At 54.5% G+C, this 13,012-nt stretch carries 12 protein-coding genes; 6 read left to right on the top strand and 6 right to left on the bottom strand.

Annotated elements, in window-relative coordinates; genetic code table 11:
* Window positions 1-882 (bottom strand): amidase family protein (locus AAC035_RS10820; RefSeq protein ID WP_339803772.1); only part of this gene is annotated, 882 nt, incomplete at its 3' end.
* 98 nt (window positions 883-980) lie between these two features.
* Here AAC035_RS10820 and AAC035_RS10825 point away from each other — a divergent pair.
* The gene (locus AAC035_RS10825) at window positions 981-2,105 is read left to right on the top strand and encodes a hypothetical protein (RefSeq protein ID WP_339803775.1); all 1,125 of its coding nucleotides are present in this window, start codon (window positions 981-983) and stop codon (window positions 2,103-2,105) included.
* A 675-nt stretch (window positions 2,106-2,780) separates the two neighbouring features.
* On the opposite strand, the gene AAC035_RS10830 is transcribed toward AAC035_RS10825, so the two are convergent.
* The 3 genes from AAC035_RS10830 to AAC035_RS10840 form a co-directional block, all read right to left on the bottom strand.
* A complete protein-coding gene (locus tag AAC035_RS10830; RefSeq protein WP_248181180.1) occupies window positions 2,781-3,488 on the bottom strand; it encodes a hypothetical protein in 708 nt (235 codons plus the stop codon).
* A 15-nt stretch (window positions 3,489-3,503) separates the two neighbouring features.
* Window positions 3,504-4,142: a HupE/UreJ family protein gene (locus AAC035_RS10835; RefSeq protein WP_223268881.1), complete on the bottom strand. Its 639-nt coding sequence runs from the start codon at window positions 4,140-4,142 to the stop codon at window positions 3,504-3,506.
* 144 nt (window positions 4,143-4,286) lie between these two features.
* Window positions 4,287-4,670, bottom strand: a complete 384-nt coding sequence (locus tag AAC035_RS10840) for a hypothetical protein (RefSeq protein WP_041656491.1) — start codon at window positions 4,668-4,670, stop codon at window positions 4,287-4,289.
* A gap of 80 nt (window positions 4,671-4,750) precedes the next feature.
* Here AAC035_RS10840 and AAC035_RS10845 point away from each other — a divergent pair, with 80 nt between their 5' ends.
* Complete coding sequence (locus tag AAC035_RS10845) at window positions 4,751-5,029, top strand: metal-sensing transcriptional repressor (protein WP_011786634.1); 279 nt, start codon at window positions 4,751-4,753, stop codon at window positions 5,027-5,029.
* 31 nt (window positions 5,030-5,060) lie between these two features.
* Here the strand turns inward: AAC035_RS10845 and dmeF are convergent, their stop codons facing one another.
* Entirely contained in the window at window positions 5,061-5,990 is a 930-nt protein-coding gene (dmeF, locus tag AAC035_RS10850; protein ID WP_011786633.1) for a CDF family Co(II)/Ni(II) efflux transporter DmeF, read from the bottom strand.
* 171 nt (window positions 5,991-6,161) lie between these two features.
* On the opposite strand from dmeF, the gene AAC035_RS10855 reads away from it, so the two are divergent.
* A complete protein-coding gene (locus AAC035_RS10855; protein WP_058091223.1) occupies window positions 6,162-7,091 on the top strand; it encodes a chromate resistance protein ChrB domain-containing protein in 930 nt (309 codons plus the stop codon).
* A 2-nt stretch (window positions 7,092-7,093) separates the two neighbouring features.
* Window positions 7,094-8,545, top strand: a complete 1,452-nt coding sequence (gene chrA / locus AAC035_RS10860) for a chromate efflux transporter (protein WP_232902900.1) — start codon at window positions 7,094-7,096, stop codon at window positions 8,543-8,545.
* A 467-nt stretch (window positions 8,546-9,012) separates the two neighbouring features.
* On the opposite strand, the gene AAC035_RS10865 is transcribed toward chrA, so the two are convergent.
* On the bottom strand, window positions 9,013-10,149 hold the full coding sequence (locus tag AAC035_RS10865) for an SAVED domain-containing protein (RefSeq protein WP_339803790.1): 1,137 nt from the start codon (window positions 10,147-10,149) through the stop codon (window positions 9,013-9,015).
* Between the two features lie 177 nt (window positions 10,150-10,326).
* On the opposite strand from AAC035_RS10865, the gene AAC035_RS10870 reads away from it, so the two are divergent.
* Together AAC035_RS10870 and AAC035_RS10875 are read left to right on the top strand one after the other, a co-directional pair.
* Window positions 10,327-11,958: a cyclic GMP-AMP synthase DncV-like nucleotidyltransferase gene (locus AAC035_RS10870; RefSeq protein WP_339803792.1), complete on the top strand. Its 1,632-nt coding sequence runs from the start codon at window positions 10,327-10,329 to the stop codon at window positions 11,956-11,958.
* 121 nt (window positions 11,959-12,079) lie between these two features.
* Window positions 12,080-12,868 (top strand): hypothetical protein, encoded by a 789-nt coding sequence (locus tag AAC035_RS10875; protein WP_339803796.1) that lies wholly within the window; start codon window positions 12,080-12,082, stop codon window positions 12,866-12,868.
* Window positions 12,869-13,012 lie beyond the last annotated feature (144 nt).

Consider the following 13,012-nt stretch of genomic DNA (forward strand, 5'->3'; position numbering starts at 1 on the left):
GGCCTCGACCACATCATGGCCAAGCCCCTCCAGCAGGCGCCCGGCTTCCTGCACCGCTTCGACGCAATCTGCTTGGACTTCGGTGCCGTAGGGTGACCGGGTAAACAGGCCGATACGAAGCCGCGCTGGCGTCTGCTGGGCCAGCTCGGCCCAGGGTTTGTCCGGAGCCGGAATACTGAAAGGGTCGCCGGCAGCGGGACCCGCCAGCACATCCAGCATGGCGGCGCTGTCGCGGACCGTCCGGCTCACCACATGATCAACCGAGGCTCCGGTCCAGTTCTCGCCAGACTGAGGACCACAGGGCACCCGGCCGCGAGAAGGCTTGAGACCGAACAGACCGTTGAAGGCTGCGGGAATCCGGATCGAGCCACCACCATCATTGGCACCCGCCATGGGTACGATACCGGCAGCAACCGCGGCCCCGGAACCGCCGCTGGATCCGCCCGGAGTCCGTTCCCTGTTCCAGGGATTACGGCTGGGACCCCACAGTTCCGACTCGGTAATGCCCTTCAGCCCGAATTCCGGCGTCGCCGTCCGTCCCATAAAGATCAGGCCTGCGGCCCGGGCCCGCTGTACATACTCGGAGTCTTCCGTCGCCAATACCTTGCTGAACGCGCGGCTGCCCCAGGTACAGGAAAGTCCGGCCTGCTCCTGGCCCAGATCCTTGAGCAGCAAGGGTACGCCGCTGAACAGACCATCCGCCACAGGTGCCTGTTGCCGGGCCTGCTGGTAGAGTGGCTGGCAGATCGCATTGATCCCCGGATTCTGGTCCTCAGCCCGCGCTATGGCCGCCGCCAGTACCTCGGCTGCAGAAACCTCGCCCCGGCGAATCAGGTCAGCCAGTGCGGTTGCGTCGTATTGCAGATATTCCGATGGTTTCATGGCAGCACCCCGATATTGTTATGATCCGTATCTGACCGCATCCTATCACTTGCCTGCGGCGACATTCAGCAAACCGTTTCCGGAGCAACAGATCCATCATGCCCGCTCACACCACTCTGGCACTGCGCCTACTGCTGGCACTTCTGCTGGTGGCCGGCCCTGCAATGAAGGCCGTTGCTGCCCCGGTTGAAAACTGGCAGGACATCATACGCAAAGCCCCTTACTGGTCGAGCCAGGGGGTTTACAGCAACATTCTGGATATCCGTCGCTGGGTGCTGGAGGAATCCGGTTATTGCTCAGACCCTGAGCGGCACCTGTTGTTTGATCATCGCGGCCAGTTTCTGGGTTATATCAGCAATGGCAAAGATTCTGAACAAACCCAGCAACGTCTGAACGCCACCCGCAAAGCCATGGCAGGCAGTGGCCGCAGCACCGGCTGGACACCGGGCGGCGACGGCATAACCGGCTACCCCTTTGCGCTGGGCTGCGACCAGCCCCACGCCCGGCTCGCTGAGGCCCGTGCCCGTTATCTCGGCAGGTCGTCCGGGGACGGTCTGTGGGGACGCTGGGATGATCTGGACTTTGCCAGCGAACAAAGCCCCGGCTCGCTCCACGAAGCCTTGCTGTATGTTACCCGGACCCGTCAGCAGCAACAGCGCATTGACCTGCCCGAGGGCCTGATTCGCTATCTCGCCGGCATGATTCTGATTGAAAGCGGCGCCAGAGCAAGAGCCCACTCGACGGCCGGCGCCATCGGTATCCTGCAGCTGACCCCACGAGTGCTAAGCGACTGTGGTATCGCTGCCAATAATCACTGGCACCGGCTGGCCCAGCTCGATTGCGCGCTGAAGCTGATGATGCAGAATGCCCGCAATCTGCAGCCAGTGTTCGACGAACGTTTCGGCCACCTGCCGCAGGCCAAGAAAGACCCTTTGTTCAGTCTGATGCTGATTCAGGCCTACCACGGCGGGGCAACCCGGGTCAGCCGCCTGCTCAATGATGAAGAGCTGGACGGTGCGGCCCGGTATTTTGCAGAACATCACGAGCGCTTCAGCGCCGGCGACATCGCCTTCGGCATGATTTTCCACAATCTTGGCCGCAACCGCCTCGGGCTGGCCTCGTTATATTATGTAGCGGATGTGGAGCTGGCCACCGAAGCCCTGTGTCAGCACCGGGAACTTCGTGACACCGGGTTCTGCAAGAATCAGGCTGCGCCTCTGTGATCAGTCTGAGCGGTCTTTTGCCGCAAGCCCTGTCTGCGGAAACCGCCACGCTGCTACTGCTGGCTTCGACCATAACCTCCATGATTACCGCCAGCCTGGGTGCAGGGGGCGGTGTCATGATGCTGGCCATAATGGCGCTCTGGCTTCCTCCAGCGGCCATTATTCCGGTCCAAGGGATAGGAGGACCATTCAGACACTGTCTACGTGGGTAAAGACATTTTTTAGGCCTTTCACGTAGATCTGGTCCACTCCAAACGATATACGTCACTGATATTGACGTCACAGACTGATTGCCGATTGTTACCATAATTTGGCCGTTCTGTTTTCAAAGAGCACCTTTCCGAGAGATCAGAGTAGCGCAGCCTTTAAACAAAAGCGGACATTTGCAGCTCTCAGCTTCGAATCGGCTTTCGATTCAATTTTGAAGGCTGGTACCGCTTAATCGGATGCACTAACGATAAAGTGGAATAACTATTCCGACCCGGCGATCACCGATGATATGGAAAATTATGAATAACGCGGTATTTCAGTAGCCTAATTAATTGCTGTATGCATGACATTCATGAGCTGATTCATAACCTCTGGTTTTGCTCCATTTCATGAACCTTCGCTTCTTCTCGCAGCCGGCCATTGTCTGACCGGCTCCAAAAAAAATTGCAATTTATGCCTGCGTGATCAAAGCATTTTCTTCAGTTGTCCGTAGTCTCCACCGGTACGAAGGACGAGAGTAATGTCATTGTCATTCCGGTTTCTGAAGAACCAGCCATGGTTGCCGGTAAAAGCGGCTTCCAGTTGGCCTTCGTCTTCCGGTACGCCCCGGCCTTTCTCGTATGAAATTGACTGGCCGCCTCCATCGCCATGGGTATCAAAGTTGATTGGGCCACCCTCGGATACCCAAGAGAAGCGAGCCACAGCACCTTCTTCCATGGTGAGCTTAAACTCAGTACCTTCGCCAGGCGTAAGAACCACTCGCACTTCGTCCTGCCATTGTGTTTCTGCAGGTGCTGGTTCTGATGCTTGTTGTTCTTGCACGGCCGCAGGTTCTGGTTCTGGTTCTGGTTCTGGCTCTGGGGCAGCTTCCTGAGCGGGTTCTTCGGCTTCAGGCTGTACTGCTTCGGTTTCCTGCTGATCGCTTGAGGATTGCACGGCAACCATCTGTGCCTCCTCGTCAGCGGCAGCTTCATCAGCCAGTTGTTCCTTGATTTCGCCCATTTCGGTCAACCCCAGCAATCTGCCGGCACCGGTCGGGTCCAGGGCGTACTCGGCGGGCATGACCACGGTCACCAGCAGAATCAGCGCCACAATAGCTGCGATGATGGTTGATCGAATAAGTTTGGCAGTGCTGGGCAGTTCTTCACGGTTGGGTATATCGGTGTTGTACATAGCAAATCTCCAGAATCAGGCGACAAAGTAACCCGTGAGCTGATAGCCAAAGAGCAGGAAACCTGCACTCATCATGGCAACGTTGGCTGTATAGGCGTGGCGGAAAAAGCCGTCGGTTTTACGCCAGAAGCTGATGGCAATCAGGATCATGGCCAGGGCGATCAACTGTCCGATTTCCACGCCCACGTTGAAGGCGAGGAGGTTCGGAATCAGGCCGTCCGGCGAGATGTCGTATTCGATGATCTTGGTGGACAGGCCGAAACCATGGAAGAACCCGAAAATCAACGTGGCGGCCTTGGTGTTGGGCTGGAAGCCAAACCACCGCTGGTAGGCACCGATGTTGTCCAGTGCCTTATAGACGATGGACAGGCCGATAATCGCATCAATGATGTAGCTGTTGATGCCCACATTGAAGTACACCCCCAGCAGCATTGTGGTGGAATGCCCCAGGGCAAACAGGCTCACGTAGATCGCGATGTGCTTCATTTGGTAAAGGAAGAAAATGACACCCAGCAGGAACAGCAGGTGGTCATAACCGGTGACCATGTGTTTGGCCCCCAGATAGATGAACGCAATAAGGTTTATCCCGGTAATTTCCTGGATGTAGCCCCTGTCGCCCTGAGCGACTGCGTGGGCAAGCACATCGGTACTCATACCCAGAAAGCCCAGGGTCAGAAATGTCCAGAACAGACGACTGCCTGTGCACGTTGAGGGCACACCACGGCAACCGCCAAGCAAGCTTGACAACATAAAGACTCCAATTGAATTTGTTTTCTCGGGCCACGTAAGCGGCAAGAATCAAGCGGGAATAGAGGCTTTTGGAGGGCGTTCAAGCCGATAGCGCAAACTGCGGGGAGAACCTCCGGCAAAGGGCACGGGCTGCCGGAGAACGGTCAGGCTTTGGGAAACAAACGGAACCCTGAGCTGGTCCACGGTCTCGTGAGTATGATTGCCAGCATCATGATGCACTGAGGATGTCTCTGGCTCTTCGTCAAAATCGTGGGTGTGTCCATGCGCACCATAACTGCCTGGGTGGCCGTCAGGCTGCGATTCCCAATCGCCTGCCAAGTTGGCCACACCGTGAGAGAATGACTCGCCAATCACCGACAGCGACAGGCCCGCCAATGCGAACAGCATGACGAGCGTCGGAAGCAGTTTTCTTTGATGGAGGGCCGAAATCATCAGTCTCAATGGTCGAGTCGGTGGTTGGATTTCAACGAAGCAAGAGGATACCATCCCCCCACGGGGGATAGGAATTAAACATGATAAATGATCACACGCATCAATCGCATCCGAATATCATCAAACGCCTGAAGCGGGCCAACGGCCATCTTGAAAGCGTGATTGGCATGATGGATCAGGGGAAGCCCTGCCTGGAGCTGGCACAGCAGCTTCACGCTGTGGAAAAGGCCATCCAGCAGGCCAAGCGCGTCTTGGTACAGGACCACATTGAACACTGCCTGGACGATGCCATCGGACCGCTGGAGCCGGAGCAGCAGCGGCGCGTCGACGAGTTCAAAGCAATCGCCCGTTATCTTTGATCTCGTTACTCTCTAATTTGCGTTCTCTCCGTTAATCACAGCGAAGAGGTTCCACCGTCACGTGGACCAGGGACTGGCAGTGTGCCTGAATGCGCTCCTTATAAACTGCGGGCGACTCGGGCTGATGCGAGACGACTGAGACAATAGCGGCATGAATGTTTGGGCCTATTGCCCACACATGCAGATCACTGACTTTGGCATCGTCGTCTTCGACGGCCTCTTTAACAGCGTCCTCCATGTCCTGATGTTGCTCGTCGAGAAGGATTTTTGAGGTGTCTCTTAAAAGTTGCCAGGACCAACGGGTTACCAGAATCGCACCGATAATCCCCATCATCGGGTCCATCCAGTTCCACCCGGCATATTTACCCGCCAGAAGGGCAACAATGGCAAGGACTGACGTCAACGCATCTGCAAGCACATGCAGGTAAGCGGCCCGTCGGTTGTGGTCATGGTGATGATGGTGGTGACCGTGATTATGCCCGTGACTGTGACCATGGTCATGACCTGCATCCCCCAGTATCCACGCTGACACCCCGTTGACCACCAGGCCTATGATGGCCACAAATATGGCCCCATCGAAAGAAATGGGGACGGGCTGGATAAAACGCCCAACACTCTCGATGACCATGTAGAGCGCAAAGACAGCCAGCAGAATGGCTCCGGTAAAGCCGCCCAGCGCATTGACCTTCCCCGTCCCGAAAGAGAATCGGGCGTTGCCTGCGTTTTTCCTGGCGTATGCATAGGCGAAGGCGGCAATACCCAGGGCCACCGCGTGCGACCCCATGTGCAGCCCATCGGCCAGCAAGGCCATCGAGCCATAAACGATCCCGGCCAGGATTTCCCAGACCATCATCGCCAGCGTTAGGCCCACCACGATGAGCGTTCGGATTTCTCCGGGGCGCTTCCGATCCTGGCCAAAGACATGCTTATGTTGCCAATGATCGAGTCGTTCGTGGTGCATCACAGTGTTCCTAGCGTGGCTGATGATTTGGTAAGTCTGGGGTCAAAACCAGCTTTTAACCTATCCCCCGTGGGGGGATATATGAGAATGCGACTGTAGTCAGATGGCCATCACAACCGTTCAGCCATAAAAGTGTTGTGATTGCTACAAACACGTAGTAGATTCTACAGAATGTCATGGCTTCTACTGATTTTGTCACTTCCTACAGAAAATGCGACGGTGCGTATGCGGGCCTGGCGCTCTATTAAGGCATGGGGCGCGGCTTCACTTCGCGACGGCGTCTATTTACTGCCAGCTCACCCCGATCACGTCGAGAAGTTGGAGGCTGTGGCCCATGACGTGCGTGAAGCCGGCGGTGTCGCCCATGTTGTACCCACTGACGGCCCGGATGCTCATGAATTCCCCGCTTTATTCGATCGTGCGGACGACTATGAGGCCTTGCACTCGGACATCGCAGAACTACGGGCAACGCTGCTGCCAGAATCGGCCATGGAGGTTATTAGGGAGACCCGGAAACTGCGTAAGCGCTTCACGCGCGTGTCACAGATTGATTTTTTTCCAGGTGCTGCCCGTGAACGGGTCGATCGGGCGTTGCAGGAACTGGAAACCGACGCAAATCGGGTGCTGTCGCCTGATGAGCCGCTACCTGTTTCAGGCACGGTCGCTCTCCTCAACCGTGCCGACTACCTGGGAAGGGTATGGGCAACTCGTCGCCGACCGTGGGTGGACCGCCTGGCCAGCGCCTGGTTGATTAAGCGATTCATCGATCCGGAAGCGAATTTTCTATGGTTAAGCTCTCCAGCTGATTGCCCTGATCACGCGCTGGGTTTTGATTTCGATGGAGCGGCCTTCACCCATGTAGCTGACAAGGTCACCTTTGAAACGTTGCTGGCGAGCTTTGGCCTGCGCCAGGTGGCACTGCAGCGGATCGCGGAACTGGTGCATTACCTCGATGTTGGCGGCCATCAGCCACCGGCGGCCACTGGAGTTGAATGCGTATTGATGGGCTTTCGCGAGTCTCATCATAACGATGATCAGCTGTTACTGGCTGCCAATCAGGTGTTCGACAGTTTGTACACAACCTATACGAAGGGGAAGTAAGCATGCCAGAGTCGTCCCACTCCACCGATACAGCCCACAGAACCCAACAAGACACCGTGCCATCGGGTGGCGATCGCAACGAGTTTGGTCATGAGATTACGTTTGGGGAAGCGGTGCGCGTCTGGCTAAGGATTGCAATGCTGAGTTTCGGCGGTCCTGCCGGCCAAATCGCCGTCATGCATCGTATTCTGGTGGATGAAAAGCGATGGGTCAGCGAAAGCCGGTTTCTGCACGCCCTGAACTACTGCATGGTACTGCCCGGGCCGGAAGCCCAACAACTGGCTACTTATATCGGCTGGCTGCTGCATGGCGTCAAGGGTGGGCTCGTGGCCGGCGGGCTGTTTGTGTTACCCGGTTTTTTGAGCATCCTGGTGTTGAGCGTGCTTTATGCGGGCTTTCAGGACGCGACCTTGGTGCAGGCGCTTTTCTTCGGCATTAAAGCGGCGGTGTTGGCGATCGTGATTCAGGCCGTCATCCGGATCGGTAAGCGAGCGCTCAAGAATGCCTATATGTACATATTGGCCGCTGTTGCTTTCATTGCCATCTTCCTGTTCGCAGTTCCGTTCCCGGTAGTGATCCTGACGGCTGCTGTTATCGGCCTGCTGGGGCGGCATGTGGACCCGGAACGATTTGTAGTCATCAAGGGACATGACACGCCCGAAGATGGAGAACGGGCGATCGACGCCATGATGGATGGCGGTGTCGCCCATCATACCAAGGCAACGCGCAAGCGGGCGCTCAAGGTACTCGCGGTCTGGCTGCCGCTGTGGTTCACACCGCTAGTTCTGTTGGCTGTATCGTTGGGCTTTGACGATGCCTTCACCCAGATAGGGTTCTTCTTCAGCAAGCTGGCCGTCCTCACCTTTGGTGGTGCCTATTCGGTATTGGCTTATATGGCACAGGAGGCCGTGCAGAATTACGGCTGGCTTGCGCCAGGGGAAATGCTGGATGGCCTGGGCATGGCGGAAACCACGCCCGGCCCCTTGATTCAGGTAGTACAGTTCGTGGGCTTCATGGGCGCTTTCCGCGACGCAGGCCCCCTCGATCCCTTTACAGCGGGTATTCTTGCCTCGGTTCTGGCGACCTGGGTGACCTTTGTTCCGTGCTTTCTGTGGATATTCCTGGGCGCGCCCTACGTCGAAAAGCTGCGCGGGAATCAGGCAGTGAGCGCGGCGCTGTCGGCGGTAACCGCCGCCGTCGTGGGCGTCATGCTGAACCTGGCTATCTGGTTTGCGGTGCATGTCGCTTTCGCCGAAGTGGATACGGTTCGGACCTTTGGCATGCAGTTGCTGGTGCCAACATGGGGCAGTATCCAGATTGCCAGTGTGGTGCTGGCACTGGGCGCCTTTATTGCCATGTTACGCTTCAAGGTGGGCATGTTGCCGGTGATCTTAGTCAGTTCGCTACTGGGCATCGCTTATTACCTGTTGTTCGGAGGCACGCCGAGCCTGTGAGCAGCGTGTCAGGCCTCTTTTTAGGAATGTCCACAGTAACGGGGTAGAACCCATTAAGCGCAGGCGCGACGAAGCCCATTTCATTGCGCCTTCGGTTCCATTCCATGGGCGCGCATACTGCAAGCGCTATTCGTCTTACTCGAATGTCCGCTTTGCGACCGTAGCAGCTAAACAAAAGCGAACATTAGGGGCGCTCACGTTTCGATGTTGCATCTTCCTTTCATTACTCTTGTAGCGATTCCCGAGTCAGATTAAGCCCGAGTCATGCCAAATGGTTCTGCAAACATGCTTTTCGGCCACCTGTTTGAAATCTGGTTCACTTGATTTCGGTCAGACTGTCTAGAGATAAATCGATCTGACACCATTCTCAAGGTAAGCTGATACAACTAAGTAGAACTGATGGCAGATTGATCGATTTGCTTGCATGAATAATTTTGCGTTTTAGCTTGGTCTTTTTGTGTCTGGCTTCAAGCTGTTTCTGGTCTGGCCATGTTGTTATGGATAACCTTAGGCCCGTCGTTTTTCTGACTAACTTTGATAGACCAGGGATGTCCTGGGGGATCGACTCTGGCGTCGTAGTAATGAATCTGGAAAGTAGGCATGTGCAGTTGATTGAGCTGCTGCCCCAGCCGGAACACGAAGGAGTTCTGTGCGGTGACAAAGAGATGAACCCGATCAACCTGTTTGTGTGCACGGATCAGGTCATTCAGGTACTGACTTATCTGGTGGGCAAATCGGGCCTGCTTATCCGCTGAAGATATCTTATCGTATCCCGCCAGTCCGTCGGAGTAATGCACGAAATAAAGGGGAAGACCCGGGAAGTCTCGTGCCATTGCGTGCCGGTCCATTTTTATGCTGAATTCCAAGCAGACGCCGAATTCCTTGTCTTCCAGATTTACAGCAGGAATCGACTGGAGTTCCAGTTGCGCGTCATCATCGGGCTGATCGTTGTCGTGCCAGGCATCCTTTTGTCGATCATAGTCGCGAACATGAATGGGAGTTTTGTTCCCCCAGAGGAAACCAGCACAAGCGACCATGGGAACCTGAGCGAGGCCACCGTACATGGGGATATAGTCGTTGGGATCTCCACCTTTTGCAATTTTCTCCCTCAAGTCGGCAATCTTGTACCGGATCCTATTAAGCTGCTCTTCAGGGTTGGTATCACGGCCATCGACGAGAACCACTTCATCGCGGTTCACGCTGGCATATTCCTTGGGAAGATTCTTGATAAAGCCTCGACGTTCCAGATTTGGTAGTCCAAGGTGTTCAATGGGAAGAATGCGTTTCCGTGCGTTAATCTTGACGGCGACTCTACCTATGTACATTCCAAAACCAATCAGAAAAAAACCTGCAACTATAGCGGAAACCTGTGAAACGATACTGGTGTCAGAATTAAGTAGAGAAACGGTTAAGGGTTCCTCGGTCCAGCCGTTTGGGATAAGAAAACTAATAGCGCTTTGGATAGCCCCGAACGGCAGAGCAATCAAAGAAGCCCCTGTAAGTACACACAAAATGGATAAGCTCCATTGGGTCCGCTTCCTAGCCGTAAAAATCAACTTCAAAATCGTCTGAAAAATATTCAGCGCCGTCTGCGTTTTCCCCATCACCTAATCTCCCTGGATGACCGCCCCAAAACACCCCATCGTAATTGGCCTCTAGCCTGTTGCCAACTACCCTATACAGGTCGAGAAGATATATCGATTTTCAAAAGCCTACATCTTGCAAGCAAATTTATTGACCCAATATATTGTTTGACACCCAGATGGCGCAGGAGGCCGGATTTGCCTGTTAATTTCAGAACAAATTTTGACAATTTCCTGGAAAAGGCTTGTGAACAACTGGACATACCTGAAGACAAAGCCGAAGAGGCGCGAACGCGCTACAAGTCGGTCGGGGAATGGCTTCGACGGCCGGCGTCACGCGTAAAACGGTACAACCCGGAGATATACTCCCAAGGTTCATTCCGTCTGGGAACTGTCGTAAAGCCCTATAACCGCGATGGGGAGTACGACATTGATCTGGTCTGCAACCTGGAGTCGACAAAGCTTGAGTGGTCTCAGAAGTCTCTTAAAGAGGCTATCGGCGAAGAGATCAAGCTTTATGCCAGTGCCAACAACATGAACAAGCGCCCCGAGGACAGCAGACGCTGCTGGACATTGAACTATGCTGACGGCGCTAAGTTCCACATGGACATACTGCCCGCGATACCCGATGACGACGACTTTCGGATGACTCTTGAAAGCCAAAATTTTTCAGCCGACGAGTTTACTGGCCTAGCGATCGCCATCACGGATAACAAAGCAGTGAGCTTCCCTATTCATGGGACCAGGGAATGGCCGAACAGTAATCCCAAGGGCTACGCTGAGTGGTTCAAGTCCCAGATGAACGTCGAGTTCGAGCGTGCTCGGAAGTTGGTCATGGAGAGCATGCATGCCAGCTCGGTCGAGGAGGTGCCTGATTATAAGGTGAAGCCTCCACTTCAGCGGTCGGTTCAGTTTCTCAAACGCCACCGAGACCTTATGTTTGAGGGCCATGATGACAAGCCAATCTCTATTATCATCTCCACGCTAGCCGCCCATGCCTACGATAACCAAGCGAGTCTCAGCGAATCCTTACAGCACATCGTTAACAACATGGAGCACTACATTGAGGAAGGTCCAGAGGGACCCGTGGTAAAAAATCCGGTCAACCCGATGGAAAACTTTGCGGACAAATGGCCAGAGCACCCTCAGCGCAAGGAGTGCTTTTATAGGTGGCTTGACCGGGTCAAAAGAGACGTCAACGATGCTTTGAATAGTGCGGACGTAAGCCAGGCCACCGAGCTTCTTAGAGAAGGCCTAGGTGATGTGGTCGTGAATCAAGCCAGGAAGCAGTCGGGGATTGTGCCATCCGGATCCACCACTAGTTTGGCATCATATCAAGGCATTCCATCGCCTTTCTCTACCCAGGACGTTGCAGGTTCCCTTGGGATATCTAGCCTTAATGAGTTGAGAAAGAGGAGGCTTAGCCTCTTTGAGGCCCCTCATGTAAAGCAACCTAGCTTTAGTCTCCGAAAGGATCTTGGAGCCCTGGTGGCAGTTAACGCCGTCTTTGAAAATGGCTCTCAGAGAGTTCAGCTGACAGATGATGGCCCTAAAGTGAGCAAGCACGGCGCCATTCAGTTCCAAGCCCACGTAATCGGAGTTGGTAATTTTGACCAGGTTGTGTGGCAAGTAGTGAATACTGGTCGGGATGCTGCCAAAGACAAATGTTTGCGTGGCGGGTTTTATTACCCGAGAAACAATGACTCTAAGCTTGGCTTAGAGAGAAAGGAGAATACGCTATACACGGGAAAGCATTGGGTCAGATGCTTTGTTTTGTATCGAGGTCGATGCGTTACCTACAGCGATCCATTCATCATCAATATCGCCTAGTCAATTTGACCTGCCCCCAATCGTTTAACCGCTCCAGTGTCGGCGACGGCTACTACATTGCGGCTGCGCCTCACTCCGGCAGTCGCTGCTTTGGGCGTTTTGCTTCCGAGGAGTACATGCAATGTATGTGTTTGAGATCATAACTCCTGGAACATGGCTCGAAAGCGAGGACCGGGATTGGGCATGGAAAATCGGAAACCTGCTGCAATCACTGAAATCACAGTACTTTGAGGCAAACCTTGCCCTGAACTTGTTTACGGAAGCCAGATCTGCCCGCCCCTCATTTGCTGACCGCGGAAACTGGGAACGAGACGCCCAACGAAGGAGCGAGATTAGGCAGGAGGTTGAGCAAGAGTACGGTGGGTTTCCTGGGCACGAGCATTGGGATGAGCTCTACTTTGAAACAGAAGTCCGGTTCAAGAGAGAGAAATGGTCGAACGGATTTCAACCACGGGAGTTCGAGTGCAATTTACCTTTCATATACGCCCGAGCCTTTCTATACGCTATTGATTCATTTGATAAGTTCCTTGGAGTACTATCAAAAGAAGAGGGTGTCCCGCAAATCCTTGCAGAGCTGCACGCTCAGATAGGCGAAGCATTTCCCGACCTTCGGGGAGTAAGGAACACCGCTCAGCACTTAGAGGATAGATCTCGTGGTCTCGGCGCGGGGAGGAACCCGAAGCCACTGGACCTGAAACCAGTCGAAAACAATATGGTAAGTGCCCCCAACGGAGGTGTGCTCATCCTTAACTCCCTTAATGGGTCCAAATATGGCTCAACAATGGCTGATGGCCATTATGGGGAGGTTGATGTGTCACCGGAATCAATGGAGAGGCTTCAAAAAATCCTGCGACAGACATTGGAAGTATTTGAGTGGCATGGGCCAAAACAGCACGGTCCAAGTGCCTGAGCATAACCAACGCGTCAACGGGACCGCTTTGTTCCGCTGCCGTTCCACAAATCGACCCGCTACGCTGGCGTTATTGCCAAGCCTGAATGTCCGCTTTGCGACCTGGCTGGCCAGCAGAAAACAATATTCTGAACCATACTTAAA

The organism is uncultured Marinobacter sp. (genome assembly GCF_963974375.1).
In the GTDB taxonomy this organism is placed as follows: domain Bacteria; phylum Pseudomonadota; class Gammaproteobacteria; order Pseudomonadales; family Oleiphilaceae; genus Marinobacter.